General features: G+C 71.9%; 25 protein-coding genes. 13 read left to right on the forward strand and 12 right to left on the reverse strand.

The annotated features are described in order from the left end of the window. Positions 1-99: 99 nt before the first annotated feature. The gene (locus tag FHU34_RS23415; RefSeq protein ID WP_145784039.1) at positions 100-681 is read left to right on the forward strand and encodes a general stress protein; all 582 of its coding nucleotides are present in this window, start codon (positions 100-102) and stop codon (positions 679-681) included. Between the two features lie 51 nt (positions 682-732). On the opposite strand, the gene FHU34_RS23420 is transcribed toward FHU34_RS23415, so the two are convergent. Further along, positions 733-1,320, reverse strand: coding sequence for a DUF1684 domain-containing protein (locus tag FHU34_RS23420; protein ID WP_145784041.1), 588 nt, complete (start codon positions 1,318-1,320; stop codon positions 733-735). Positions 1,321-1,353: 33 nt separating this feature from the next. Further along, positions 1,354-1,923, reverse strand: coding sequence for a TetR/AcrR family transcriptional regulator (locus FHU34_RS23425; RefSeq protein ID WP_145784043.1), 570 nt, complete (start codon positions 1,921-1,923; stop codon positions 1,354-1,356). A gap of 60 nt (positions 1,924-1,983) precedes the next feature. On the opposite strand from FHU34_RS23425, the gene FHU34_RS23430 reads away from it, so the two are divergent. After that, positions 1,984-2,472, forward strand: a complete 489-nt coding sequence (locus FHU34_RS23430) for an FBP domain-containing protein (RefSeq protein WP_145784046.1) — start codon at positions 1,984-1,986, stop codon at positions 2,470-2,472. A 61-nt stretch (positions 2,473-2,533) separates the two neighbouring features. On the opposite strand, the gene FHU34_RS23435 is transcribed toward FHU34_RS23430, so the two are convergent. Further along, positions 2,534-3,067, reverse strand: coding sequence for a GNAT family N-acetyltransferase (locus FHU34_RS23435; RefSeq protein WP_145784048.1), 534 nt, complete (start codon positions 3,065-3,067; stop codon positions 2,534-2,536). Positions 3,068-3,224: 157 nt separating this feature from the next. On the opposite strand from FHU34_RS23435, the gene FHU34_RS23440 reads away from it, so the two are divergent. Next, positions 3,225-3,707 carry a MarR family winged helix-turn-helix transcriptional regulator gene (locus FHU34_RS23440; protein WP_145784050.1) on the forward strand — a complete coding sequence of 161 codons (483 nt, stop codon included), beginning with the start codon at positions 3,225-3,227 and terminating at the stop codon, positions 3,705-3,707. A 9-nt stretch (positions 3,708-3,716) separates the two neighbouring features. Then, positions 3,717-4,703, forward strand: coding sequence for a pirin family protein (locus tag FHU34_RS23445; protein ID WP_145784053.1), 987 nt, complete (start codon positions 3,717-3,719; stop codon positions 4,701-4,703). A gap of 99 nt (positions 4,704-4,802) precedes the next feature. Here FHU34_RS23445 and FHU34_RS23450 read toward each other — a convergent pair whose 3' ends face one another. Continuing rightward, positions 4,803-5,072 carry a hypothetical protein gene (locus FHU34_RS23450; RefSeq protein ID WP_145784055.1) on the reverse strand — a complete coding sequence of 90 codons (270 nt, stop codon included), beginning with the start codon at positions 5,070-5,072 and terminating at the stop codon, positions 4,803-4,805. Between FHU34_RS23450 and FHU34_RS23455 the strand changes: the two genes are divergently transcribed. After that, positions 5,066-6,655, forward strand: coding sequence for a phospholipase D family protein (locus FHU34_RS23455; RefSeq protein WP_145784057.1), 1,590 nt, complete (start codon positions 5,066-5,068; stop codon positions 6,653-6,655). The genes FHU34_RS23450 and FHU34_RS23455 overlap by 7 nt on opposite strands. On the opposite strand, the gene FHU34_RS23460 is transcribed toward FHU34_RS23455, so the two are convergent. Continuing rightward, entirely contained in the window at positions 6,604-7,353 is a 750-nt protein-coding gene (locus FHU34_RS23460; protein WP_145784059.1) for a hypothetical protein, read from the reverse strand. The genes FHU34_RS23455 and FHU34_RS23460 overlap by 52 nt on opposite strands. Positions 7,354-7,729: 376 nt before the next feature. On the opposite strand from FHU34_RS23460, the gene FHU34_RS23465 reads away from it, so the two are divergent. After that, a complete protein-coding gene (locus FHU34_RS23465) occupies positions 7,730-8,554 on the forward strand; it encodes a SigB/SigF/SigG family RNA polymerase sigma factor (protein ID WP_145784061.1) in 825 nt (274 codons plus the stop codon). Between the two features lie 93 nt (positions 8,555-8,647). Here the strand turns inward: FHU34_RS23465 and FHU34_RS23470 are convergent, their stop codons facing one another. Genes FHU34_RS23470 through FHU34_RS23480 form a run of 3 tightly spaced genes read right to left on the reverse strand, consistent with a single transcriptional unit; the run spans position 8,648 to position 11,422 of the window. Beyond that, a complete protein-coding gene (locus FHU34_RS23470; protein WP_145784067.1) occupies positions 8,648-9,238 on the reverse strand; it encodes a GNAT family N-acetyltransferase in 591 nt (196 codons plus the stop codon). After that, positions 9,235-10,746 (reverse strand): APC family permease, encoded by a 1,512-nt coding sequence (locus FHU34_RS23475; RefSeq protein ID WP_145784070.1) that lies wholly within the window; start codon positions 10,744-10,746, stop codon positions 9,235-9,237. The genes FHU34_RS23470 and FHU34_RS23475 overlap by 4 nt, the downstream gene beginning before the upstream one ends. Before the next feature lie 49 nt (positions 10,747-10,795). After that, on the reverse strand, positions 10,796-11,422 hold the full coding sequence (locus FHU34_RS23480; RefSeq protein WP_145784072.1) for a GOLPH3/VPS74 family protein: 627 nt from the start codon (positions 11,420-11,422) through the stop codon (positions 10,796-10,798). Positions 11,423-11,605: 183 nt separating this feature from the next. On the opposite strand from FHU34_RS23480, the gene FHU34_RS23485 reads away from it, so the two are divergent. The 3 genes from FHU34_RS23485 to hrpB are packed head-to-tail and all read left to right on the forward strand — an operon-like array spanning position 11,606 to position 15,286. Continuing rightward, positions 11,606-12,430 (forward strand): helix-turn-helix domain-containing protein, encoded by an 825-nt coding sequence (locus FHU34_RS23485; RefSeq protein ID WP_280116518.1) that lies wholly within the window; start codon positions 11,606-11,608, stop codon positions 12,428-12,430. Positions 12,431-12,471: 41 nt separating this feature from the next. Then, positions 12,472-12,672, forward strand: coding sequence for a DUF397 domain-containing protein (locus tag FHU34_RS23490; RefSeq protein WP_145784076.1), 201 nt, complete (start codon positions 12,472-12,474; stop codon positions 12,670-12,672). A 28-nt stretch (positions 12,673-12,700) separates the two neighbouring features. Next, positions 12,701-15,286, forward strand: a complete 2,586-nt coding sequence (gene hrpB / locus FHU34_RS23495; protein ID WP_145785768.1) for an ATP-dependent helicase HrpB — start codon at positions 12,701-12,703, stop codon at positions 15,284-15,286. Positions 15,287-15,295: 9 nt separating this feature from the next. Here hrpB and FHU34_RS23500 read toward each other — a convergent pair whose 3' ends face one another. Beyond that, the gene (locus tag FHU34_RS23500; protein WP_145784078.1) at positions 15,296-16,021 is read right to left on the reverse strand and encodes a PP2C family protein-serine/threonine phosphatase; all 726 of its coding nucleotides are present in this window, start codon (positions 16,019-16,021) and stop codon (positions 15,296-15,298) included. Between the two features lie 260 nt (positions 16,022-16,281). Here FHU34_RS23500 and FHU34_RS23505 point away from each other — a divergent pair, with 260 nt between their 5' ends. Then, positions 16,282-18,891: a glycoside hydrolase family 9 protein gene (locus tag FHU34_RS23505; protein WP_145784080.1), complete on the forward strand. Its 2,610-nt coding sequence runs from the start codon at positions 16,282-16,284 to the stop codon at positions 18,889-18,891. Between the two features lie 216 nt (positions 18,892-19,107). Here FHU34_RS23505 and FHU34_RS23510 read toward each other — a convergent pair whose 3' ends face one another. Continuing rightward, complete coding sequence (locus FHU34_RS23510; RefSeq protein ID WP_145784082.1) at positions 19,108-19,764, reverse strand: HAD family hydrolase; 657 nt, start codon at positions 19,762-19,764, stop codon at positions 19,108-19,110. A 172-nt stretch (positions 19,765-19,936) separates the two neighbouring features. Between FHU34_RS23510 and FHU34_RS23515 the strand changes: the two genes are divergently transcribed. The 3 genes from FHU34_RS23515 (at position 19,937) to FHU34_RS23525 (ending at position 23,572) form a co-directional block, all read left to right on the forward strand. Beyond that, on the forward strand, positions 19,937-20,854 hold the full coding sequence (locus FHU34_RS23515) for a hypothetical protein (protein WP_145784084.1): 918 nt from the start codon (positions 19,937-19,939) through the stop codon (positions 20,852-20,854). 110 nt (positions 20,855-20,964) lie between these two features. Further along, positions 20,965-22,215 carry an HNH endonuclease signature motif containing protein gene (locus tag FHU34_RS23520; protein ID WP_145784086.1) on the forward strand — a complete coding sequence of 417 codons (1,251 nt, stop codon included), beginning with the start codon at positions 20,965-20,967 and terminating at the stop codon, positions 22,213-22,215. An 82-nt stretch (positions 22,216-22,297) separates the two neighbouring features. After that, on the forward strand, positions 22,298-23,572 hold the full coding sequence (locus FHU34_RS23525) for an MFS transporter (RefSeq protein WP_145784088.1): 1,275 nt from the start codon (positions 22,298-22,300) through the stop codon (positions 23,570-23,572). Here FHU34_RS23525 and FHU34_RS23530 read toward each other — a convergent pair. Continuing rightward, on the reverse strand, positions 23,548-23,805 hold the full coding sequence (locus tag FHU34_RS23530; protein ID WP_145784090.1) for a UBP-type zinc finger domain-containing protein: 258 nt from the start codon (positions 23,803-23,805) through the stop codon (positions 23,548-23,550). The two genes, FHU34_RS23525 and FHU34_RS23530, sit on opposite strands and share 25 nt — an antisense overlap. Then, positions 23,802-25,373, reverse strand: a complete 1,572-nt coding sequence (locus FHU34_RS23535) for a Na+/H+ antiporter (protein ID WP_145784092.1) — start codon at positions 25,371-25,373, stop codon at positions 23,802-23,804. The genes FHU34_RS23530 and FHU34_RS23535 overlap by 4 nt, the downstream gene beginning before the upstream one ends. Positions 25,374-25,411 lie beyond the last annotated feature (38 nt).

Raw genomic sequence — 25,411 nt, forward strand, 5'->3', positions numbered from 1 at the left:
GTCGGACCCATGCCCCAGGGCGCAGCGGCCGAAGCACGCCGGCCGGCGTTACCGCCGGCCGTGGGCGGGAACCCCGGAAGCTGACGAGGGAGGATGCTCATGACGTCAGCTTCGGGGCCGACCGCCGCGTGGCGGCCCGGCACACAGGGTGGCGACCTGCTTCCGTCCGGGCCGGCCGGCCGGCCGTCGACGCCGGCCGGTGACGGCCACGGGCCGGAGGCCGGTCCGCCGACCGTGACGATCGGCTCGTACCCGGACTATCCGGCTGCGCAGCGGGTCGTCGACTACCTGGCCGACAACCGTTTCCCGGTGGAACACAGCGCCATCGTCGGCACGAACCTCAAACTTGTGGAGACGGTGCTCGGGCGGATGACCACCGGTCGCGCCGGCCTGCTCGGTGCGGGCACCGGCGCCTGGTTCGGGCTCTTCATCGGTCTGCTGTTCGGCATCTTCACCGTCGGCAACTGGCTGGCGGTGATCCTGGTCGGACTGGTCATCGGTGCGATCTGGGGTGCCGTGTTCGGCGCGGTCGCCCACGCCATGACCGGCGGACAGCGCGACTTCACCTCGGCCAGCTCACTGCGCGCCGGCCAGTACGCGGTGATCGTCGACGCGCAGCTCGCCGACCAGGCACGTCAGCTGTTGGCCCGGATGCAGGTGCCGGGCGCGAACGCCCGCTGAGCCACGACCTGACGACCGCCCGTCCCGGCAGCGCTCGGGGCGGGCGGCCGTTCAGTCGTGGTACGCCAGCTCGCCGGCGCGGATGTCGACAGCGACCCGGTTCTCCGGCGGTGCGAGTGGGCAGGCCCAGCGGTCGTCATAGGCGCAGCTCGGGTTGTAGAGATAGTTGCCGTCCAGCCGGACCCGGTCGCCGGGCAGCAGCTCGACGCCCCGGCCGAAGGTGCCCTTCACGGTGTCGGTGAGGTACCGCCCACCCCCGTAGGTGTCCTGCCCGCAGGTGCCGTCGCGCACCGGAACGAACAGTCCACCCCCGTACGCCTCGATCCACCACAGGGTCAGTGGTCCCCACGGCGTCTCGGCCACCGCCACCCGCCGGTACGCGACCACCCCGTCCGGGCCGCCGGTGTCGATCCGCAGCTCGCCGCTGGCCGGTCGCAGCGGCGCCTCCACCACGGCGTCCGGGTTGGCGGGGAAGTAACGAACCCCAGTGAAGTCGGATCGCTCCGCCGGCGGGATCGGACTCTGCGGGTGGGTGGCGAACAGCTCGTCGCGCTGCGCCCGGAACCCGGTCAGGTCGACGTCGGACAGGTACAGACGGGCCACCCGCTCCCGCCAGTCGGCCAGCTCAAGATGATCCACGCCGTCGAGCCTATGTCGTGACGGCGGGGCCGCTCACCGGGACGGCCAGTTGCTCAGGACGGCGTCGAGGGCATCCAACGTGCGGGCCCACGAGTCGTCGGTCGTACGGGGGGTGTGCCGGAAACTGCCGGTCTTCTCCAGGCTCACGAACCCGTGGAACGTGCTGTGCATCATCCGCACCGCGTCGGTCTGGTCGGGCTCGGCGAGGCGGTAGCCGCGCAGGATGGCCCGGGTCATCTCCGCGTGCCGAACGCCGGCGCTCGCCATGGCGGTCTCCGGGTCGAGGTCGATCTGCATCGCGGCGTAGCGGCCCGGGTGTTGCCTCGCGTAGTCCCGGTACGCGTTGGCGAAGGCCACCAGCGCGTCCTTGCCGGCCCGACCGGCGAGGGCGGTGGCGACCCGGTCGGCGAGTTCCGCCAGGGCCAGCAGAGCGATCCGGACGCGCAGGTCCCGCGCGTTCTTGATGTGGAAGTACAGGCTCGCGTCCTTGACCCCGAAGTGGCGCGCGAGGGCGGCGACTGTCACGTTCTCCACGCCCACCTCGTCGGCCAGCGCGGCCGCGGCCAGCGTCAGGCGCTCGGCGGTAACCCCGGCACGTGCCATCCAACACACTCCCAACCTACCCCTAATAATCACTTGCCTAGGGTGGCTAGGCTACTGCCTATGTTGGCCCTGACCGAATCCGTCATCCGCTCATCCTTCGTCAATTGCAGTCGGGGCGAGGCGAAGCGGCTGGCCGTACCCAATGATCTTGAATTGCGTCCGTGGGACGACCTCGACTTTCTCGGCTGGCGGGACCCGTCCGCACCACAGCGGGCCTACCTGGTGGCCGAGACCGACGGCGGGCTGGCCGGGGTGGTGCTGCGGGCTGCCACGCACCAGACGGGGCGCGTGCGGCACAGCATGTGCTCGTTCTGCTTGACCACCCACCTGGGCGGAGGCGTCTCGTTGATGACCGCCCCCAAAGCCGGCCCGAGCGGGCGGCAGGGTGATTCCGTCGGCACGTACCTGTGCTCCGACCTGGCCTGCTCGCTCTACCTGCGGGGCAAGAAGCACGCCGGGCCCCCCGCGCCCGAGCCTCTGCCCCTGCCGGAGAGGATCGACCGCGTGCGGAGCGCCCTCGCGACATTCCTCTCCAAGGTCACCGACTGACGGGTCGAGGCGAGCGGGGCGGCCGAGGGCCGAAGCGTGAACGGTTCCCGCCCGCCTCCGGCTAGCGGTCGGTGGCCAGGCGGGCGTGCAGGTGCTCGTCGTAGCGGCGGCCGTCGCCGTACCGGTACGACTCGCGCAGCGTGCCCTCAGCCCGGTAGCCGGCCCGGTCGGCCACCCGACAGGAGGCCGGGTTGGCCACCGCGTGACACAACTCCACGCGGTGCAGCCCGAGGTCGACGAACGCCCAGTCGGTGAGCCGGAGGACGGCGCGGCCCGCCACCTGACGCCCTCGGGCGGCGGGCACCGTCCAGTAGCCGATGGACGCGTCGCCGTCGTGGATGCGGTGCAGCGACACCGAGCCGAGCAGGCCGCCGTCGACCGCCGAGGTCACCGCCATCGAGGCGTGGTCCCCGGCGGACCAGTCGGCGCGGCGGCGCACCCAGGACAACGCGATCTCGTCGTCGATCGGGCCGCCGCCCTGCGGGTTCCACTGGGCGATCGCCGGGTCGCGCAGGGCCTCGCGCACCGCTGGGGCGTCCTCGTCCCGCCAGGGACGAAGCAGCAGGTCTTCGGCGGTGAGTTGTACGTGTTCCACGAGGCCGGAGTCTGACACATCGCGCACCAGCCGCGCCGCCGAATTGTCGGCCACTTCTTTCAAAGCTGCACGAGGCGGGTGCCGCATGCCGAAAAGGTGATCCAGGCAACGCGCAGGAGCACTAGTTAAATTTTTAACGAGTGCTATCGTCAACCGCATGACCGAGAGCCTGGACAGCACCCGAGAGGCCGCCTGGCGGGCCTACATCGAGGCCAGCCAGCGTCTCTACACCCAGCTGGAAGAAGACCTGCGCGCCGAGAGCAATCTCAGCTTCGCCGACTATCACGTGCTGGTCCTGCTCTCCGAGGCACCGGGGCAGCGACTGCGGATGGGTGAGCTGGCCAGTCGACTCATCTTCTCGCCGAGCCGACTGACCTACCAGATCTCCTCGATGCAGCGCCGCGGCATGGTCAGCAAGGAGCCCTGCCCGGACGACCGACGCGGCAGCGAGGCGGTCCTCACCGCCGCCGGGCTGCTCGCACTTCGGGACGCCGCACCGCACCACCTGGCGTCGGTGCGCACCCACCTGATGGACGACCTCGACGATGCCGAGGTCGCCTGCCTCACCCGGGTCTTCGGCCGGATCGGTGACCGCCTGCGGGCGTCCCGCTCCGGTTCGACCACCCATGCCACGAGCTAGGAGCCTTCGATGCCCGCGATCACCGTCGACAACGTTCTCGTCCTCCCCCGCCTGCCCCAGCTGGAGGAGTCCACCACCTTCCGTCCGGTCCGCACGGTGACCACCGCGCCCAGCGGCTTCGAGGGCGAGGGCTTCCCGGTCCGTCGCGCCTTCGCCGGGGTGTCGACCACCGACCTGGACCCGTTCATCCACCTCGACCAGATGGGCGAGGTCGACTACGCGCCGGGTGAGCCGAAGGGCACCCCGTGGCACCCGCACCGGGGCTTCGAGACGGTCACCTACATCATCGACGGCGTCTTCGACCACCAGGACTCGCACGGCGGTGGCGGCACCATCACCGACGGCGACACCCAGTGGATGACGGCGGGCAGTGGCCTGCTGCACATCGAGGCGCCGCCGGAGCACCTGGTGATGAGTGGCGGCCTCTTCCACGGCACCCAGCTCTGGGTCAACCTGCCCCGTTCGGCCAAGATGAACCCGCCCCGCTACCAGGACATCCGGGGCGGCGAGTCGGCACTGCTCACCACCCCCGACGGTGGCGCGCTGATCCGGGTCATCGCCGGTGAGATCGCCGGGCACCGCGGCCCGGGTTCGACCTTCACCCCGATCACCATCACGCACGTCACCGTGCAGCCGGGGGCTCAGGTCGACCTGCCCTGGCAGCCCGAGTTCAACGCCCTGGTGTACGTGCTCGGCGGGCGCGGCACGGTCGGCACCGACCGGCGGCCGGTGCGTACCGGCCAGCTCGCGGTGCACGGCCCGGGTGACGCGCTGCGATTCAGCGCCGACGTCGCACAGGACAGCAACACCCCGGCGCTCGACCTCTACATCATGGGAGGTCAGCCGATCCGGGAGCCGGTGGCACAGTACGGCCCGTTCGTGATGAACACCCGGGACGAGCTGATCCAGGCCTTCGAGGACTTCCAGGCCGGACGTCTCGGCGTGATCCCCAGCGAGCGGCTGCCGCACACCGGCGGCCAGGGCACCCGGCCCTGACGAGGGCCCGTGCCAGGGTCGTCAGACCCGCCTGACGGCAGGTCGCCACTGCGATCGACGCCGACGCTCCCGCATCACCGCCGGGGCGTCGGCGCCGCCTCAGGAGACCGCGAATATCCCGGCGACGCCCAGAATCACCATCAGCAACACCGCTACCAGCGCACCCCGTTCGCTCTCCACCGCCGGCTCGCGGTCCTCGGTCACGGGATTCGTCATGTCGCGGGGCATGGTGTGGCCTCCTCGGCTGTCGTCGCGTCGCTCTTCGATGACGTTGACCAGGTCACTGGTCCGTCGGCCCGGCGTGCGGACCGGGGTCGCTCGTCCTACCGTGAGGACGTAGCCGACCTCCAGGGGGCTGGACGGTGCCATTGCAGGACTGGTTTCTCACCGCTGAGGAACGCGCCAACCCGGTGTCTGGGTTACCCGTCTGGACCACGGGAAACCTCGCTGAGCCGTTGATTCACGGTGCCGCGTACTTCGACCGACTGGTCGACGAGGTGCAGGCGCTGGGCCCCGGTGACCACCTGTTCTTCACCGACTGGCGGGGTGACCCGGACCAGCGGCTGCGCCCGGACGGCCCGACCGTGGCCCAACTCTTCGCCCAGGCCGCGCAGCGCGGCGTGGTGGTCAAAGGGCTGATCTGGCGCTCGCACCTCGACGTGCTGGCCTACAGCGAGGCGGAGAACCGCGACCTCAGCGAGACGATCTCGGCAGCCGGTGGCGAGGTGCTGCTCGACCAGCGGGTCCGGCGCGGCGGGTCGCATCACCAGAAACTCGTGGTGTTGCGGCACCCGGACGCACCGGAACGGGACATCGCGTTCGCCGGCGGGATCGACCTGTGCCACAGCCGCCGCGACGACGCCGATCACCATGGCGACCCGCAACCGGTACAGATGTCCCCCCGCTACGGACCCACCCCGCCCTGGCACGACGTCCAGCTCGCGGTACGCGGTCCGGTGGTCGGCGCGTTGGACACGCTGTTCCGGGAACGCTGGACCGACCCGATGCCCCTGGACTCGGAGAACCCGATGGCCTACCTGCGGGACCGGCTGCGCGGCGCGGACCTGCGCCCGGACCCGCTGCCCGAACAACCGGCCGATCCACCGCCCTGCGGTCCGCACCAGATCCAGGTGCTGCGCACCTACCCCGCCGTCCGCCCCCGCTACTCGTTCGCCCCCGACGGCGAGCGGACCGTGGCCCGGGGTTACACCAAGGCGGTGCGCCGCGCCCGCCGACTCATCTACCTGGAGGACCAGTACCTCTGGTCCGCCGAGGTCGCGGACCTGTTCGCGCACGCACTGCGGGACAACCCGGATCTGCACCTGGTCGCCGTGGTGCCGCGGCACCCGGACGTGGACGGCCGGCTGGCGCTGCCACCGAACATGGTCGGGCGGGAGCAGGCGCTGTCGCTGTGCGAGCGCGCCGCACCGGACCGGGTGCACGTGTTCGACGTGGAGAACCGCTCCGGCGACCCGGTCTACGTGCACGCGAAGGTGTGTGTCGTCGACGACGTGTGGGCCAGCGTGGGCAGCGACAACTTCAACCGCCGGTCCTGGACGCACGACAGTGAGTTGTCCTGCGCCGTGCTCGATGAGACCCGCGACCAGCGGGAGCCCACCGATCCGGCAGGTCAGGGAGACGGCGCTCGGGTCTTCGCCCGGGACCTGCGGCTACGGCTCTGGCGCGAGCACCTGGATCGTGATCCGGACGGCGCGGACGACGCCGACCTGCTCGACCCGGCGGACGCCGTCGCGGCTGTCACCGCTGCCGCCGACGCGCTCCAGCGGTGGTACGACGGCGGTCAGGTGGGCGAACGGCCGCCCGGACGGCTGCGCCCGCACCGCCCCGAGCGGCTGCCGTGGTTCACCAGGGCGTGGGCGTTGCCGGTGTACCGGCTGGTCTACGACCCGGACGGCAGGCCACTGCGGGCGAGGCTGGCCGGCACCTGGTGAACAGGTCGGGCCGGCTCCGGCGCGGCGACCGGGTGCACCGTCAACCCGCCGGGATAGGCGAACGAGGAACGCGGCGAGTAGTAGCCGAAGCCGATGGTCAGCGGGTTGGCCGGGCGGAGCGCGTACATCGGGTGCCCCGGTTGGAGGAACTCCACCGACTCGATCTCGAACGGGGCGACCGGCTCGGCGACGAACGGGTACGCCGAGCTGAGGAGCTGGCCGTCACGACGGGTGAAGTAGCGGTGGTGCCCGCTGCTGATCACGTGACCGGTCTCGCCCACCCGGCAGCGTGCCCGGATCAACGGGGCCCCGTCGATCTCCGTCTCGGAGAGCAGGTCCTCGCCGCTCACCTCGATCCTGGTCCGCCCGGAGAGCACCGGGGCGCCACGGGCGGCGGCGTACTCACGGACCCGCCGACTGGAGGCCACGTAATGGCTCCACCAGCCCCCCGGGTTGAGGCCACCGGGGGCGTCCACGCCCACCAGTGAGACCCCGAGGTAGGTCAGCGAGTACGCGCCGAAGCCGGAGGTCTGTGTCTCGTCATCCACGATGTACTGGTTGAGGAAAACCTGACGGTCGGGGCGGGGGCACAGCCCCGGCGGAACCAGTGCGGCGACCGCGTCCGGGTCCGCCGGCAGCCAACTGAAGTAGAGCGTTCGACTGTTCAGGACGAGCTGGGGAGCGGCTGGATCGAGCACGGTGCCTCCGAACCGGGTGTGTACAGGCGACGCTACGGCCGGTCCCGCCAGCGGGACAACGACGGATAGGCGACACTCCTGCCCTGATGTCGGATTTCATGTTGACCGGTTGGGGCGGGACGACGGCCGGTCGGTCAGGCCGGACGGATGACCGGGTGGCGAAGCGCAGCCGCAGAACGGGTAAGGATCCTCACAGCCAGACCGCATAATGCCGGATTTGCTGCTTTTGTTGCTCAACACACCTTAAGTACATCAGCCTTTCGGCTAGATTTCTGCGAGACGATCAGGTTAAGGTGACTCCCGAACGGCCCATAGAAAGCTAAACCAAAGAGTCACACCTTTTTTGTCCGCGGACGAGGTGCAGGGAGGACCACCCATGACCGCGCCAACGATCACTGAGCAGCAGAGCACCGCCGTGAAGGCACCCGCAAAGCTTGACCCGCGCGCTCTCACCGACAGCGCCGCCGACCTGCTCAACGCCATGGCGGCGCTGCCCGCCAACCACCCGTCGCGCGCCGCCCTGCGGGACCGCGCGATCGAGGCCTGGCTGCCGCTGGCCAACCACCTGGCCCACCGCTACAGCGGGCGCGGCGAGCCGACCGACGACCTGGCCCAGACCGCCGCGGTCGGCCTGATCAAGGCCATCGACAAGTTCGACCCCTCCCGTGGTGTCGACTTCGCCGGCTACGCGATCCCCACCATCATCGGCGAGCTCAAGCGGCACTTCCGGGACCGTACCTGGGACATCCGCGTGCCCCGCCGGCTCCAGGAGCTGCGGCTGGCCATCTCCGACGCCAACAGCTCGCTCCTGCAGACCCTCGGCCGCTCGCCGACGGTCGCCGACATCGCCGCCCACCTCAAGCTCACCGAGGAAGAGGTCCTGGAGGGCCTGGAGGGCGCCCGCGCGTACAACGCGGTGTCGCTCTCCACCCCGACCGGCGACGGCGAGCGGGCCACCGAGCTGGGCGACATGCTCGGCGGCGAGGACAACGAGTTCGAGCTGGCCGAGCTGCGGGTCGCCCTCGGCCCGGCGCTGGCCACCCTCGACGAGCGCGAGCAGAAGATCCTCACGCTGCGCTTCTACGGCAACCTGACCCAGTCGCAGATCGCCGACCAGATCGGTGTCTCGCAGATGCACGTCTCCCGGCTGCTGACCCGGGCGCTGACCAAGCTGCGCGGCCAGCTGGACGGCACGTACTGAGCGAGTGACGAAGCGGAGGGCCGGGTCCGTGGACCCGGCCCTCCGCTCATGTCCACGCTGTCACGCTCACGTGACAGCATGTGTGGGGCGGTGTCAGTTTCCCGCCGGCTCCCGCCACATCGGCCAGAACGGCGTACCGCCTGGCACCCGGAACGGCTCCCCGGCCAGGTAGCCGTGCTTCGCGTACAGGTCTCGGCTGCGCGGGCTGCTCGCCTCCAGGTACGCGGGCATCCCGTTGGCGTCCAGCCAGGCGTGGTGGTGCCGCATCAACGCGCTGCCCAACCCCTGCCCCTGCCGATCCGGCCGGGTCGCCAGGAAGGCCAGGTGGTGGTGGTCCGGGTGCGGGTGGTGCGCCGCGAACAGCTCGTCGAGGTGCTGGAACCGGTCGGTCCACTCACCGCAGGCGGCGGCCAGTCGGGCGTCGTAGTCCGCAGGTGGCGGCGCCGGCTCACCGACCGACGGGAACCAGACCGCTACCGACGCCCGGTCCTCGGTGGCGTGCACCATGCCGTGCCGCATGGCATGGCCGACCAGGATCTCGAAGTCCCCGGCCAACACGGCCTCCCGCTTGCTCGCGTCGGGCACCAGCCAGTACGTCACCTCGAGCACGGTGAACGCCTCGGCGATCCGACCCGCCACGAGAGCGGTCTCCTCCGGCCCGAGCCGCTCGATGACCACGCTCATCGGGTCGCCTCCGCGGTGGGCTGCGCCGACGGCGTGACGACGGCGGCGCTGCTCGCCGCGCCCAGGCCGATCCGGGCGTACGTGTCGGGGCGGCTGCCGCGCAGCAGCAGCGCCCAGCCGATGCCCAGCAGGGCGGCCACCGGATAAGCGGCGGGTAGCGCCCAGCGCAGCGTGGAGTCCGGCGCGACGCCGAGCAGGTTGGCGAAGTTCGACACCGCCAACCAGATGATCACGAAGAGCGCGATGGTCGCCAGGCCGGGCGCGACGACCCGTCGCCAGAGGTTCTCGCCGCTGTCGGAACGGGCGAAGTAGGCGATCACCGCCACCGAGGTGGTGGCGATCAGCAGCAGGACGCCGAAGCCGCCGGTGGTGCCGACCCAGAAGAACAGCTGGATCACCGGGTCCCAGCCGTTGATCGCGTACAGCAGGATGACCACCAGTCCGAGGACGCTCTGCGCCACCGAGGCGGCCCGGGGCGCTCCGGTTCGGGCCGAGGTCTGCCCGAACACCGCAGGCAGCACCCGCTCCCGGCCGAGCGCGAACGTGTAGCGGGCAGTGGTGTTGTGGAACGAGATCATCGCTGCGAGCACCGAGGTCAGGAAGAGCACCTGCCCGATGGTGACCACGGTGTCGCCGAGTTGCGTGGCGGCCAGGTTGAAGATCAGCTCGACGCCCTGCGCGCCGGCTTCGGGGACGATCTGGTCCTGCCCCACGGCGACCGTCATGGTCCAGGACGACAGCGCGTACAGCCCGGCGATGATCGCCACCGAGAGGTAGGTGGCCAGCGGCACCGTCCGCTTCGGGTCCTTGCTCTCCTCGCTGAAGACCACCGCCGACTCGAAGCCGACGAAGCCCAGGATGGCCAGCACCAGCACCGCGCCGACCCCCGGCACGAAGAGGTTGTCCGGCGCGAAGCTGGCGAAGCTGACCTGGTCACCGGCCGGGTTGCCGAGCTGCCCCAGGTCGAAGACCAGGACCACCACGATCTCGGCGACCAGCAGCGCGGCCAGCACCCGGCCGTTGAGGTCGACCCGGAGCAGGCCGAGCAGGCCGACCAACGCCCACGCCACCAGGGCCACCACCGCCCAGTGCGGGTGTCCGCCGAAGAGCCGGTCGAGCACCGGCTGTGCCGCCGCGCCGATCGTGCCGTACAGCCCGACCTGGAGCGCGTTGTACGCGATCAGCGCGACCCACGCGGCGCCCACGCCCGCCGGTCGGCCGAGACCGCGGGAGATGTACGCGTAGAAGGCGCCGGCGTTCTCCACCCGGCGGGACATCGCGACGTAGCCCACCGAGAAGAGCGCGAGCACTGCGGCGATCAGCAGGAAGGCCAGCGGGATGCCGGTCACCCCGATGACGCCGTAGCCGGTGGTGACGACGCCGGCCACCACGGTCAGCGGCGCGGCTGCGGAGAGGACGAAGAAGATCACCGAGGGGATGCCGAGGCGGCCTCGGGCCAGGGCATCGGAGACGTTGCTGGGTCGGTCGACTGTCGATGTCGAGGGCATACGACTACTCCGGTCGTCGAGGGGGAGGGGTAGGGGGTTACCGGGGAAATCAGGGAATGCCGCGCAGCACTGCGGCGCCGACGGCGGCCTCGGTGTGCCCAACCAGTTCCTTCAAAGGCGCCGGCAGTGCGGGGATGAGGACGTTCAGCCGGTGGTGGGCGCGCGGGCCGGCGCTCCACAGCACCTCGCGGGTCAGCCCTGCGGCCACGACGAGGCCGAGCAGCAACGCGTCCGGCACGTTCGGCGGGTCGGGCCGGTCCAGCAGCGCCCGCAGCCGGGTTGCCGGCCAGGCCACCGCGTTGAGGTCGATCGGCAGGTAGGTGACCGAGGTACGCAGCAACCGGCGACTCTCCTGGCGGCGCAGCACGCCGGCACGGGCCAGCCGCTCCCCCACCGAGGTCGTGGCGGTCTGCGCAAGGAAGCTGAGCCAGGTACGCAGTTCCTGGTGCTGGGGCTCGCCGATCAGCTGGTCGAGCACCGTGTGCGCCAGCGCGTCCGCGGGCGGACGGCGGTCGATGACGGTGACCTGCCCGGCCGACACGGTGATGTGTCCGTAGAGGAGCAACTCGCCGAGCAGCCCGCTGGCCAGCCCGAGCCCGGTCGCCGCCGGGTGCAGCTTGGCCTTGCCGCGACTGTCGTTGTGTGCGATCAGGAAGAACTCGTCGGCGATGAGCAACGGCCCTCCCGCGCAGGTGTGTCCACAGTGATCGCGACCGGGAAAGGATGCACCCAGAGCTATTGCAATGCAACTCCCAGATTTGACAATTGCACTCCGTGCTGGCGCGACCTGCGGATCTTGGTCTGTCAGACTCGGACAGTGACCGCCACCCCGACCAACCGACCCGCCGCCAGCCCGACCGTGCGCCGCCGACGCATCGCCCGGGAGCTTCGTCAGCTCCGGGAACGCGCGGGCATGACACTCGACGTGGCCGCCCGCCAGCTCGACATGTCGAAGAGCAACCTCTCCCGGATCGAGACCGCGCAGATCGGCATCAAACCGCGCGACGTGCGAGCCGCCCTCGCGCTGTACGAGGTGACCGGTTCGGACGCGGAGGCCCTGATCGAGATCGCCCGAGGGGCGCAGCAACGCGGCTGGTGGCAGAAGTACAGCGACGTGCTGCCCGAGTGGTTCGAGTTCTACGTGGGGCTGGAGGCTGAGGCGGCGGCGTTGCGCACGTACGAGGCCGAGTCGGTGCCGGGGCTGCTGCAGACCGAGGCGTACGCCCGGGAGATCTACCGGCGTACCGCCGGCGAGGACGGCCTGGAGCGCAAGGTGGCGGCCCGGCTGCACCGGCAGGAGGTGCTGCGCCGGGAGAACCCGGTCCAACTCTCGGTGGTGCTCAACGAGGCGGTGCTGCTGCGACCGGTCGGCGGCACCGCGGTGATGGCCGAACAGCTGGTCCACATGAGCCGGATCGCACAGTTACCCAACGTGACAATTCAGGTACTGCCCTTCGCGGCCGGCGGCCATCCCGCGATGAGTACCCCGTACGTGATCCTCAACTTCGCCGACGCCGCCGACGCGTCCGTGGTTTACCTGGATAACCTCACGATGGGGCTGGCTCTGGAGGAAGCCGACCAGGTGCTCGGGTATAGCCTTCTGCACGAGGAGCTGTGCCGGATGGCGCTCGATCCGACGGCGTCCTTGACCCGTCTTGAGCATGCTTCTCGTAACTTTGCGTGACCGCTTCGGCGGCACGCCGACGCAGACGAGAGGTACCCCGGATGACGGCGCACGACCTGACCCGAGCGGCCTGGCGCACCAGCACGCGCAGCAGTGGCAACGGCAACTGCGTGGAGGTCGCGACAGCCGACGGTCAGATCGCCGTACGCGACAGCAAGGACCGTTCCGGCCCGGTGCTCGCCTTCGGCCCGACCGCCTGGCGGGCCTTCGTGTCCGGCGTGGGCGAGGTCCATCGCCGCTGAGGCGTACGCGCCGGTGCGAGACTGGGCCGTGCTCTCCGATGTGACAGTGGACCTGCCGGTACGCCCCGTGCTGCCGGCACTGGTCGCGGCCCTCGACGCGGCCGGCACCGGCGTGCTGGTGGCTCCGCCGGGGACCGGCAAGACCACCCTCGCGCCGCTGGCCGTTGCCGACCAGGTCACCGGCCGGGTGGTGATCGCCCAGCCCCGGCGGGTGGCGGCCCGCGCCGCCGCCCGACGGATGGCCGAGTTGCTCGGCGAGCGGGTGGGCGAACGCGTCGGCTACGCGGTCCGCGGCGAACGCCGGGTCGGGCCGGACACCCAGGTGGAGGTTGTCACCACCGGCCTCCTGCTGCGGCGGCTGCACCACGACCCGGAGCTGCCCGGCACGGGGGCAGTGCTGCTGGACGAGTGTCACGAACGACAACTCGACGCCGACCTCGCGCTGGCCTTCGCCGTGGAGGCCCGGGCCACCCTCCGGCCGGACCTGTGGTTGCTGGCGATGTCCGCCACCCCGGACACCGACCGGTTCGCCGCGCTCCTCGGTGGGTCCACCCCGGCCCCGGTCGTACGGGCCGACTCGGCGCTGCACCCGGTGACGCGGATCTGGGCGCCGCCGGCGCGCCCGATCGCTCCACCCGGGGCCGGCCCCGTGGACCGGGCCCTGCTCGACCACGTGGCCGCCACCGTCCGGCGCGCGCTGCGCGAGCGCGACGGCGACGTGCTGGTCTTCCTGCCCGGGGCCGGGGAGATCGCCGCGGTCACCGGTCGGCTGACCGACCTGCGGGACGCCGTCGCGCTGCTGCCGTTGCACGGACGGCAGCGCGGCACCGAGCAGGACGCCGCGCTGCGTCCCGCCGATCGACGTCGGGTCGTGCTGGCCACCGCGCTGGCCGAGACCAGCCTGACCGTTCCGGGCGTGCGGGTCGTCGTGGACGCGGGGTTGTCCCGGGTACCCCGGATCGACCTGGCCCGCGGGCTGGGCGCACTGGTCACCGTGCCGGTCTCCCGTGCCGCCGCCACCCAACGCGCGGGCCGGGCCGGCCGGGAGGCTCCCGGGTACGTCTACCGGTGCTGGTCCGCAGCGACCCACGAGCGACTGCCGGCGCGGCCCGAACCGGAGATCGCCACCGCCGACCTGACCGGCTTCGCGTTGGAGCTGGCCGCCTGGGGTCGACCCGACGGCGTCGGGCTCGCCCTGCCCGACGCCCCACCGGCCGCCGCGATGACGGTGGCCCGGGACACGCTGCACACCCTGGGCGCGGTCGACGTCGACGGCCGGATCACCGCGCGGGGACGCGCGATCGCCGCCGCCGGAGCGCATCCCCGATTGGCCCGGGCACTACTCGACGGTGCCGGTCGGGTCGGCGCCGACCGGGCGGCCGAAGTGGTCGCCCTGCTCGCCGAGGAGAGCACGGCCGGCCCTGGCGACGACCTGGTGGCCGGCTGGCGTCGGCTGCGCGCCGGTGTCGACGCGGGCGCGACAGCCCGCTGGCGCACCGAGGTACGACGGCTGCGCGCCGCGCTGCCCACCGAGGGCCGAGCGGCCGACAGCCGATCCGAGGCCGGTGCCGCGGGCCGGGCCGACGGGCGGCACGGCGCAACGGCCACCTCGGTGGGACGGGCCAGCGCGCTGAGCGACGATCTCGCCGCCGGGCTGCTCGTCGGTCTGGCGTACCCGGAACGGTTGGCCCGGGTGCGACGGCCGGGCGGATCGGCGTACCTGATGACCGGCGGGACCGCCGCGGACCTGTCGGCCGGCTCGGGGCTGGCCGGTGCCGACTGGCTGGCGGTGGCCGTCGCGGACCGCACGCCCGGCGCGTCGGCGGCGCGAATCCGCCGGGCCTCGCCGGTGGACGAGGCGACGGCCCGGGAGGCGGCCGGCTCGCTGCTGCGCACCGATCGGGAGGTGGGCTGGTCCGACGGGGACGTGGTGGCGCGGGAGGTGACTCGCCTGGGCGCGATCGAGCTGGTCCAGCGGCGGTTGGAGCGGCCGGACCGGGCCGAGGTGGCCGCGGCGTTGCTGACCGGCCTACGCCAGGAAGGTCTGGGGCTGCTGACCTGGACGCCGGCGGCGCGGGTGCTGCGCGAGCGGCTGGCGTTCCTCCGGCACCATCTGGGCGACCCGTGGCCGGACGTCGGCGACGCGGCGTTGCTCGACGCGGCACCCACCTGGTTGGGGCCGGAGTTGGCGGCAGCCCGGCGACGCGCCGACCTGGCGCGGGCGGACGTGACCTCGGCGCTGCGCCGGCTGCTGCCCTGGGCGCAGGCCGCCCGGCTGGACGAGGTGGCCCCGGAGCGGATCGAGGTGCCGAGCGGTTCACGGATCCGGGTGGATTACACCGACCCGGCCGCGCCGGTGCTCGCTGTGAAACTCCAGGAGACGTTCGGCTGGTCGGTGGCGCCACGCGTCGGCGACGGGCGGGTACCGGTGCTGCTGCACCTGCTCTCCCCCGCCGGCCGTCCGGTGGCGGTCACCGCCGATCTGGCCTCGTTCTGGCGCACCGGCTACCCGCAGGTCCGTTCCGAGTTGCGCGGGCGTTATCCACGGCACCCGTGGCCGGAGGACCCGGGCACGGCGACGCCCACCCGGCACGCGACCCCGCGCCGGCGCTGATCGCGGCCCCTACTCCTCCGACACGTCGGCCACCGCCACCGTGACGTTGTCCGGTGCGCCGGCGTGCAGTGCCAGGTCGATGAGCTTGCCGACGCACTCCGACCGGTCCGGGTAACCGCTGAGCACCTCGGTGAGGGTGTCCGGACGGACGACGTTGGAGAGGCCGTCGCTGCACAGCAACCACCGGTCGCCGGCCCGGGGCACCATCGTCGCGTACGACGGGGAGACCTCGTCGCCCTGCAACGCCTGGGTGACCACGGCGCGTCGCGGGTGGCTGCTGGCCTGGTCCGGGGTGATCACGCCCTGGTCGACCAGCATCTGGACGAACGTGTCGTCCCGGGTGACCTGCTTGAGCACGCCCTCGCGGAAGAGGTAGGCCCGGGAGTCACCGACGTGTGCGAGGGCCAGGCAGCTGCCGGTACGGGCGAAGAGCAGGGCGGTCAGTGTGGTGCCCATGCCCTGACGCTCGGGGTCCTCGGCGACCGCCTGCCGGATGCGGGAGGTGGCCAGGGCGATGGCACCTTCGAGCGCGGCGACCAGGGCGTCCTCGGGTGTCTCCACGTCCAGTGGGGCGACGGCGTCGATGGTGAGGGCGCTGGCCAGGTCGCCGGCGGCCATTCCGCCCATGCCGTCGGCGACGGCGACGAGCCAGGTGCCGGCGTGCAGGGCGTCCTGGTTTCCGCTGCGGATCAGCCCACGGTCGCTCGTTCCCACGGAACGCAGCTTCAGGGTCATGGGAGGCAGCCTGCCAGGCGAAGGGCGCAGTTGTCTCTAGGAGATCAGGACGACGGGGCGTGGCGCGGCCAATCTCACGTCTTGGTGACGCGGCGTGTCGGTGCACCGCCGCGCGCGACCGCCCTTGTCGGATGCCACAACCCATCCAACCAGATCAATTGACATCGTCTACCGACGCTGGAAACATCGAGCCGATACTGGGAGCGCTCCCAGCTTCTTGTCGCCACCACCGTCCCGTTTCCGTCCCGGAAGGACTCCCCGTGACGTCATCCCGACGCCGCCTCCTGTTGGCAGCGGCGACCACTCTGGCCCTCACCGGCGTGGGCGCCGGCGCGGCCCACGCCGACCCACCACCGGACGCCCCCGAGCAGATCGACAACGGCGACTTCAGCGAAGGGGTGAGCCCCTGGTTCTCCTTCGGCACCGGCGCGCTCGCGGTCACCGACGGGCGGCTCTGCACGACCGTCGCAGGCGGCCTGGCCAACCCGTGGGACGCCGGCATCGGCCAGGACGGCGTGCCACTGATCGCCGGCGCCGAATACACCCTCGGCTTCTCCGTCTCCGCCACGCCCGGCGCCGCAGTCAAGGCAGTGCTGCAACTCGGCAGCGCCCCCTACACCACGTACGCGGCCGTGGACGCCGCCGCGACCGGCACCCTCCAGCGGGTCGAGCAGACCTTCACCGTGCCGGACGACAACCCCAACGCCCAACTGATCTTCCAGGTCGGTGGCGCCGCCCAGGCGCAGACCATCTGCCTGGACGACGTCTCGCTGCGCGGCGGCGAGCCGCCCGAGCCGTACGTGCCGGACACCGGGCCACGGGTCCGCGTCAACCAGGTCGGCTACCTGCCCGGCGGCCCGAAGAACGCCACTGTCGTCACCGAGGCCACCACGGCGCTGCCCTGGCAGCTGCGCTCCGCCGCCGGCGCCGTCGTGGCCAGCGGCACCACCACCGCGCGCGGTGTCGACGCCGCCTCCGGGCAGAACGTGCACAGCGTCGACTTCTCCAGCTACCGCACCCCGGCCAGCGGGCTGACGCTCACCGTGGACGGCGAGACCAGTCACCCGTTCGACATCTCCGGCACGCTCTACGACCAACTGCGTTCCGACTCGTTGCAGTTCTTCTACGCCCAGCGCAGCGGCATCGCCATCGACGGTGACCTGATCGGCGACGAGTACGCGCGCCCCGCCGGTCACCTCGGCGTGGCACCCAACCGGGGTGACACGAGCGTGCCCTGCCAGCCGGGCGTCTGCGACTACTCGCTGGACGTGCGCGGCGGCTGGTACGACGCCGGCGACCACGGCAAGTACGTGGTCAACGGCGGCATCGCCACCTACCAGCTGCTGAGCACCTTCGAGCGGACCAAGACGGCGGCCACCGCCGACGGCGGCGCGGCGCTGGGCGACAGCACCCTGCGGGTGCCCGAGCGCGGCAACGGCGTACCGGACATCCTCGACGAGGCCCGCTGGGAGCTGGAGTTCCTGCTGCGCATGCAGGTGCCGGCCGGCAAGCCGCTCGCCGGAATGGTCCACCACAAGATCCACGACCAGAACTGGACCGGACTGCCACTCGCCCCGCAGGACGACCCGCAGCCGCGCGAGCTGCACCCGCCGTCGACAGCGGCCACCCTCAACATGGCCGCCACCGCCGCCCAGTGCGCGCGCCTGTTCGCCCCCTACGACGCGGCGTTCGCGAACCGTTGCGCCACAGCGGCGAAGACCGCCTACAGCGCGGCCAAGGCCAACCCGGCGGTGTACGCCAGCCCGACCGACGGCACCGGCGGCGGCGCGTACGACGACAGCAATGTCACCGACGAGTTCTACTGGGCGGCGGCCGAGCTGTACCTGACCACCGGGGCGCAGACCTACCTGACCGACCTGACCGCGTCGCCGCACCACACCGGCAACGTGTTCGACGCTCGCGGCTTCGGCTGGCAGAGCGTCGCCGCACTGGGCCGCCTCGACCTGGCCACCGTGCCGAACGGGCTGCCCGCCGCCGACCTGGCCCGGGTCCGCGCGTCGGTCACCGCCGCCGCCGACACGTACCTCACCGAGCTGCGCCGGCAGGCGTACGGGCTGCCGATGCCTGGTGACGCGAACAGCTACTTCTGGGGCGGCAACAGCAACGTCATCAACAACGCCGTCGTGCTGGCCACCGCGTTCGATCTGACCCGCAACCCCGTCTACCGCGACGGCGCCGTGCAGGCGATGGACTACATCCTGGGTCGCAACGCGCTGAACATCTCCTACGTCACCGGTTGGGGCGAGCACGCCGCGCAGAACCAGCACAGTCGCATCTTCGGCCACCAGCTCAACCCGAGCATGCCCCGGCCGCCGGCCGGCTCGATCGCCGGTGGCCCGAACGCGGCCCTCCAGGACCCGTTCGTGGCGCAGTTGCTGGCCGGCTGCAAGCCGATGTTCTGCTACGTCGACGACATCAACTCGTACTCGACGAACGAGGTCGCGATCAACTGGAACTCGGCGCTGACCTGGATCGCCTCGTTCCTGGCCGACCAGGGTGACTCCGGCGCGGTGCCGGCCACCACCTGCTCGGTGGCCTACACCAACTACGGCGCCTGGCACGGCGGCACCGGGTTCACCGCCCAGTTGACCGTCCGCAACACCGGCGCCACGGCCGTCAACGGGTGGAACGTGCGGTTCGCGTTCACCGGCGACCAGCGCGTACGCGAGGCGTGGCTGGCGAAGGTCACCCAGTCCGGCGCGACGGTGACCGCGCGCAACGAGTCGCACAACGCCAAGATCGCGCCGGGCGGCTCAGTGATGTTCGGCTTCAACGCGACGACCACCGGGGGCGCCAACCCGAGCCCCGGCCTGGTGACCGTCAACGGGGCGGCCTGCTCGCTGAGCTGACGTCTTCCTGGGTGGCCGCCCTTCCCCCGGGGCGGCCACCCAGGGCCCCGCCCCAGGGCCTGTTTCATAAGGGCGGTCGAGCCGAGGCGGAGTCCGGGCGGCGATCCGGCAAGGCGCGGTTTCGTCCGGATACCGGTGTTGTATCCGGACGAAACCGCAACGCCGCCGGGCGTCGTCCGGGCCCGCGCAGGCCGGCCAGTCCTTATGAAACAGGCCCTAGACGCGTGCCGCGTTGTGCTCGGCGACCAGACCCGGCAGGTCGTCGAGCGAGTCGATGCGGAACAGGCACTGCTCAGCCACGGCCGGGACGTCCAGGATGTGTCCCCACGGGGAGCGCCGGATCAGGCAGGCCTTCATCCCGGCCGCCAGGGCCGGACGTGCGTCGTTGTCGGGCCGGTCGCCGACGTACAGGATCGACGACGCGTCGCCGCCACCCTCGGCGAGGACTCGCTCGAAGAATGCGGCCGACGGCTTCGCCACACCCCAACCGTGCGACGTGCCGATCACGTCCACGGAGAGATCGAGAGCGCGCAGGGTCGCCTCGGCGTGGGCCGGCTGGTTACCGGCCAGGCCCACCAACAGACCCTGGTCCCGCAATGCGGTCAGGCACCCTCGCGCGTCCGGATAGAGGTCTTCCGCGCCGAACGTCTCCGGCTGACCGGCGGTCGCCCGACGATCGAGCTCGGCCGCGAGATCGAAGTCGGGGCGGAAGGTTCGGAACGTCTCCTGGTAGTCCAGCCCTCGGGCGATCACCGCACCGAAGACCGCCGAGAACGTGTGCCGGGGAACGCCGAGCCAGTCCGCCCATGCCGCGAACTCGCGGGATTCGTCCAAAATCGTTCCACCGACATCGAAGAAGACCGCATTGATCATTCCTGACCCCCGTCATGGTGCAGCTCCGGGCGGAGCATAAATGGCAAACGACTCCCGCGCTCCCCCGCGCGGGCGGCGGGCTGCGGCTGCGGGCGGGCGGCGTAGACGATTCACCAACCCGTGCCCGCCAAACTCGGTGGAACCGTCGGTCCGGGTGGGCCATGGTGAGGCCATGGACGACGGTGAACTGACCGACGCGGAGTGTCGTGTGTGGACGACGATGCCGGCGGGAACGCGGGCCGCACTGGCCGGGCTGTCCGGCGCGGATCTGCGCAGCCTGCTGTTGGGCGTGGCCCGCGACCGCGCGGCGACTGTGCGCCCGTCCGAGGTGGTACGCCGTTGGCGCGAGGACCGGTTCGTCCGCCCGGCCGGCGCGGATCCACGCGTACTCGCTCGGGTGGAGGCCCGGATGTGGCAACTGCTGCCCGCTGACGTCTCCGGGGTCGAGTTGTCGCCGGTCGTGCCGGTGGGCGCCTGCTCGGCGGTCGCGCCGGGCAGCCAGAACAGGATCGTCACCACGATGCGGGCCAGCGAGGTGCTGAGCGACCCCACCAACGCCCTCGCGATCGAGGCAGCCGTGCGTCGCCGTCGACAGGACGAGGTGCACCTGGCCGCCGCCCATCGCGTACTTCGGGCGCAGGATTTCGGTAGCGGCGCGTCGTCGCACTTCCGGCTCTTCGCCCTGGTGTCCAGCGCCCGGGACACCGGTTCGGGCAGCACCCAGGCCCGCCTGCTGATCCGGCACCTCACCTACTGGCAGACGGTCCTCGCCGACCTGGCGCCGGCGGCTGCGCCTCAGCTGCACGTCACGACGCTCGACGACGAGGGCGTCGTCCGGGAACGGCTGGCGGACACCGTCCGACCGGCTCTCGACGAGGACGCGGTGCCGCTCGTGGACGAGCCGGAGCGCACACGCGGACGCGGCTACTACACCGGTTGCGCCCTACGGATCAGCCTCCTCGACGGCGACCTGGAGATCGGCGACGGCGGCCTCACCGACTGGACCGCCCGACTGAGCGGCGACGCCAAGGAACGCTGCCTCATCTCGTGCCTCGCCACCGAACGCCTCGCCGGCCACGTGGCCCACTGAGGCGAGCCTTCCCGACGCTCGGACCTCGTACCCCATCAGGCCTCTGATCGCCGCGCTGTGCTGTCCTTCCAGGCGGCAAGAATGTCGTACACCTGTTCTATTATCGGTCCATGTGGGAGGGGTTGGCGCAGGCGGAGGCGGGCGTCGCCGAGTGCCTCGACGCCTCAATGTGGGCCCTTCAAGAGCACGACCTCGTCGCGGCACTCGACGCCGCGCACCGGCTCGAGCAGCGCCTGGCGGCCGTGCAACTGGCCCTGGTGCGCGAGCTGGACGGCCGTGGCACGGCAGTGACGCAGGGCGCGTCCTCGACAGCGGTGTGGTTGCGGGACCGGTTGCGGCTGAACGTCGCCGCCGCTCGCCGGCTGGTCGACCTCGCCAGCGCGTTGGACGCCGGAGCGCCCGGGGTGAGCGCTGCGCTGGCCAGCGGAAGGATCAGCGTGGAGCAGGCCCGGGTCATCGGCGACACGGTCCGCACTGTGCACACGGCCGCTGGCGCCGAGGCGGCCGAGAAAGCGGTCGGTGTCCTGGTCGAGTGGGCCGGGCAGTTCGAGCCGGCGCTGCTGCGCAAGGTGGGCACCCGGGTCCTCGACCACGTCGCCCCGGAGGTCGCCGAAGCGGCGGCCCGGGCGGCGTGGGACGCCGAGGCGCGTCGAGCCGGCCAGGATCGTCACCTCACGCTGTCCGAGCGTCGCGACGGCCGGCTGCGACTGTCCGGCAACCTCGATGCCGAGACGGCCGGTCTGCTGCGTGCCGCGCTCGACCCCTTGACCGCGCCGTCCGGTCCGGACGATCCGCGTTGTGCTGGGCAACGCCGCCACGACGCGCTCGCCGACCTCTGTCGGCTCGCCCTGCGGAGCGACGAGCTACCCGAGCACGGCGGCGAGGCCGCCCAGGTCGTCGTCACCACGAGCTTCGACGTGTTGACCCGGCAGCTCGCCGCCGGCACCCTCGACACCGGGCCACGGGTGACCCCGGAGACGGTACGTCGCCTCGCCTGTGACGCGGCGATCCTTCCGGCCGTCCTCGGCGGCAGTGGTCAGACGCTCGACGTGGGCCGGCAACGCAGGTTGGTCACCGGCCCCCTGCGACGCGCCCTGGTTCTGCGCGACCGCGGCTGCGCCTTCCCGGGCTGCGACCGCCCGCCCCGCTGGTGCGACGCCCACCACATCCGCCACTGGGTCGACGGTGGCAGCACCAGCCTGGCCAACTCCGTGTTGCTCTGCGCCCACCATCACCGACACGTCCACCGAGGTGAGTGGGCGGTCCGGCTCAGCGGCGACGGTCACCCCGAGTTCGTTCCGCCGGCCTGGCTCGATCCCGACCAACTTCCCCGTCGGAACGAGTACCACCGACGGACGTGACCAGACGAGCTGGCCACTGACTGTGATGGGGGCCGCACTGTGCGGGGCATCGGTGCGCGGGCGGCGGCTCTAGGGTCGGTGAATGGGCACCCGGGCGGGGTTTCGCGGCCGCTGGCGGTCGTTGTCGCCGCTGCCGCCGCCCGGTCGGCTGCGCACGTTGTCGCTGGCCACTCTGGCCAACACGGTCGGCACGGGGTTGTGGGTGACCGCTGCGGCGCTCTATCTGACCCGTTTCGTGGGGCTGACGCCGACGGAGGTGGGGTGGGGGCTCACCGTCGCCGGCCTGGTCGGGCTCACCGCGAGCGTGCCGCTCGGTGGGCTCGCCGACCGGCATGATCCGCGAGCGTTACGCGCGATCCTCCAACTGGCACAGGCCGCTGTCGCCGCCGCGTACCTGCTGGTCGACTCGTTCCCGGTTTTCCTGTTGGTGGCCACTGTGGACGCGTTGCTGGTCTCCGGCAACCTGGCGGTCCGTGCCGCGCTGGTCGCCGCGGTCGGCGGTCCGGAGGGCCGGGTGCACGCCTTCGCCACATTGCGGGCGGTGGCGAACCTGGGCGTGACGCTCGGCGCGGGGCTGGCCGCGTTCGCGTTGGTGGCGGACACCGGGTGGGCGTACCGGCTGCTGGTGCTCGGCAACGTCGCGACCTACCTGGTCTCGGCGGCGCTGATCATGCGACTGCCGTCGTATCCGCCGGTCCGGCGGCCGGTCCGGCCGCGACCGGGCCGCGCGTTGCGCGACGGGCGCTTCCTCGCGGTCGCCGGCGCTTCGGCGGTGCTCTCCCTGCACTGGGTGGCGCTGACGCTGATTCTGCCGCTGTGGGTGGTGACCCGCACCGACGCGCCCCCGGTGACGGTCGCGGCCGTGCTGCTGGTCAACACGCTGCTCACCGTGCTGTTCGCGGTACGGCTCAGCGGGAGCGCCCGGCACGCGGTGCCGGCGGCGGCGACGATGCGGCGGGGCGGCCTGGTGCTCGCGGCCGGGATGCTGCTCTGGGCCGCGACCGCTGTCGTGCCCACCGCGGTGGCGGTCGGCCTGCTACTGGTCGCGACGGTGGTGTACACCGTGGGCGACCTGTGGCACAGCGGTGCCGGGGCGGCGCTGGCCTACGACCTCGCCGCCCCGGACGCCATCGGCGCGTACCAGGGGGTCGACACACTGCTCGCCGGGCTGGCCCGCGCGGCCGGGCCGGCCCTGCTGACCTGGCTGATCCTCGACGGAGGCCCGATCGGTTGGCTGGCCCTTGCCGGGCTGCTCGCGGTCACCGGTCTGGCTGTGCCACCGCTGACCCGACGGGCCCTGGCGCACCGCGCCGAGCCGCTTCCGGCCAGTGGTCAGCCGATCTCCTCGTCGACGTAGCACCAGCGCCACGCCTCGCCGGGCTGCGCCGAACGGATCACCGGGTGACCGGTGGACGCGTAGTGCTTGCTCGCGTGCTGGTTCGGCGACGAGTCGCAGCAGCCGACCTGCCCGCAGCTCAGGCAGGTACGCAGGTGCACCCAGTAGGTGTCGCCGACGGCGACGCAGTCCGCGCACTCGTCGGGGGTGCGCGCCTCGACGGCACCCGCCTCGGTCAGGTGCTCACAACTCACTTCTCGACCTCCCGCAGCAACGACTCTTCCAGGTCCAGGTCACGATAGGCCCGCACCAGCACCTCCTCAGGAATCTGACCGGAGTCCCGGGCGGACCGGAACACATCCCGCTCGGCGTCGATCATCTCCTGCCGCAGCCGACCGTACGCCTGCGACGGGGTCTCCCGCTCGGTGCCGCCGAGCCGTTCCCACGCCATGTTGGTGCGGTCCTCCACCGCTCGACGCAGCCGGTCCACCACCGCCTCCGGGGCGCTGTCGGCCAGCGCGTCGAGGCGCTCCTGGGCGGCCCGGCTGGCCTGCTGCTGCACACCGGCCGCGGACAGCGCGTCCTGCACCGGGTCGTCCGGTGGCAGCCGCAACCGGCGTGCGACCAACGGTAGCGTGGCGCCCTGGCCGACGAGCGTGAAGACGATCACCGCGAAGGCCAGCCAGATGAACAACGCCCGGGGGTACGGCTCGTCGTCGGCGAGGGTCAGCGGCAACGCCAGAGCGGCGGCCAGGGTCACCACGCCGCGCATCCCGGCCCAGCCGATGATGATCGGGAACTTCGGCGACGGCCTGGCGTCCCGTCGGCGCACCCGGGGCACCAACCGGGCCAGGTAGGTGGCCGGGAAGAGCCAGACGAACCGGGTCAGGAAGACGGCGGCGAGCACCGCGAACGTGATCAGGACGAGCGAGCCGATCGGCTCGTCAAGGTCGCGCAGCACCTCCCGTAGTTGGAGCCCGACCAGCAGGAAGACCAGGCCCTCCAGCAGGAAACGGACCAGCCGCCAGAACGCGCCGATCTGCAACCGGGACGCCGCCGACAGCAACTGGGGCAGCTTGTGGCCGAGCACCAGGCCGGTGACGACCACCGCGACCACCCCGGAGGCGTGCAGGTGCTCGGCGGTGAACACCACAGCGAACGGGATGATCAGCGACAGGGCGTTGTCCAGCAGCGGGTCGCTGATCCGCCGGTGCAGGAACCCGAAGACCACCGCCCCGAGCGCCCCGATCAGGATGCCGCCGCCGGTGGCCCGCAGCACCTCGATGGCGACGTCGGCAGTGCCGACCGCCGAGCCGACCGTGGCCATCGTCGCGACCCGCAGCAGCACCAACGCGGTGGCGTCGTTGACCAGGCTCTCCCCCTCCAGGATGGTGACGACCCGGCGGGGTAGGCCGACCCGCCGGGCCACCGCCGTGGCGGCCACCGCGTCCGGCGGGGCGACCACCGCGCCGAGGGCCAGGCAGATCGCGAACGGCAACTGCGGCAGCAGCAGGTGCAGCACCAACCCGACCACGAACGCGGTGAACAGCACCAGGCCGACAGCGAGTAGCAGGATCGGCCGGATGTTGTTCTTGAACGCCGGTACCGAGGTCTCCAGCGCGGCCACGTAGAGCAGCGGCGGCAGGATGCCGATCAGCACCAACTCGGGCTCGAGGTGGACCTGCGGGAAGCCCGGCACGAACGAGAGCGCCAGACCGAGCACGACCAGCACGATCGGCGCGAGCAGGCCGAGCCGCCGGGCCAGCGCGGCGCCCAGGGTGGCGATCGCCAGGAAGACGACGACCGGAAACAGGCTTTCCATGGGGTACGAGCCTAGGGGTCCGGCGGATCCGAGCCTCG

The organism is Micromonospora taraxaci, from assembly GCF_007830095.1.
Lineage (GTDB): Bacteria > Actinomycetota > Actinomycetes > Mycobacteriales > Micromonosporaceae > Micromonospora > Micromonospora taraxaci.

Coding starts and splice junctions, on each gene's coding strand:
- FHU34_RS23515 (WP_145784084.1), top strand. CDS start 19,937: ATGGACGACGGTGAACTGACCGACGCGGAGTGTCGTGTGTGGACGACG.
- FHU34_RS23535 (WP_145784092.1), bottom strand. CDS start 25,373: ATGGAAAGCCTGTTTCCGGTCGTCGTCTTCCTGGCGATCGCCACCCTG.
- FHU34_RS23450 (WP_145784055.1), bottom strand. CDS start 5,072: ATGGCACCGTCCAGCCCCCTGGAGGTCGGCTACGTCCTCACGGTAGGA.
- FHU34_RS23445 (WP_145784053.1), top strand. CDS start 3,717: ATGCCCGCGATCACCGTCGACAACGTTCTCGTCCTCCCCCGCCTGCCC.
- FHU34_RS23465 (WP_145784061.1), top strand. CDS start 7,730: ATGACCGCGCCAACGATCACTGAGCAGCAGAGCACCGCCGTGAAGGCA.
- FHU34_RS23470 (WP_145784067.1), bottom strand. CDS start 9,238: ATGAGCGTGGTCATCGAGCGGCTCGGGCCGGAGGAGACCGCTCTCGTG.
- FHU34_RS23425 (WP_145784043.1), bottom strand. CDS start 1,923: ATGGCACGTGCCGGGGTTACCGCCGAGCGCCTGACGCTGGCCGCGGCC.
- FHU34_RS23430 (WP_145784046.1), top strand. CDS start 1,984: ATGTTGGCCCTGACCGAATCCGTCATCCGCTCATCCTTCGTCAATTGC.
- FHU34_RS23440 (WP_145784050.1), top strand. CDS start 3,225: ATGACCGAGAGCCTGGACAGCACCCGAGAGGCCGCCTGGCGGGCCTAC.
- FHU34_RS23490 (WP_145784076.1), top strand. CDS start 12,472: ATGACGGCGCACGACCTGACCCGAGCGGCCTGGCGCACCAGCACGCGC.
- FHU34_RS23520 (WP_145784086.1), top strand. CDS start 20,965: ATGTGGGAGGGGTTGGCGCAGGCGGAGGCGGGCGTCGCCGAGTGCCTC.
- FHU34_RS23415 (WP_145784039.1), top strand. CDS start 100: ATGACGTCAGCTTCGGGGCCGACCGCCGCGTGGCGGCCCGGCACACAG.
- FHU34_RS23500 (WP_145784078.1), bottom strand. CDS start 16,021: ATGACCCTGAAGCTGCGTTCCGTGGGAACGAGCGACCGTGGGCTGATC.
- FHU34_RS23510 (WP_145784082.1), bottom strand. CDS start 19,764: ATGATCAATGCGGTCTTCTTCGATGTCGGTGGAACGATTTTGGACGAA.
- FHU34_RS23525 (WP_145784088.1), top strand. CDS start 22,298: ATGGGCACCCGGGCGGGGTTTCGCGGCCGCTGGCGGTCGTTGTCGCCG.
- FHU34_RS23475 (WP_145784070.1), bottom strand. CDS start 10,746: ATGCCCTCGACATCGACAGTCGACCGACCCAGCAACGTCTCCGATGCC.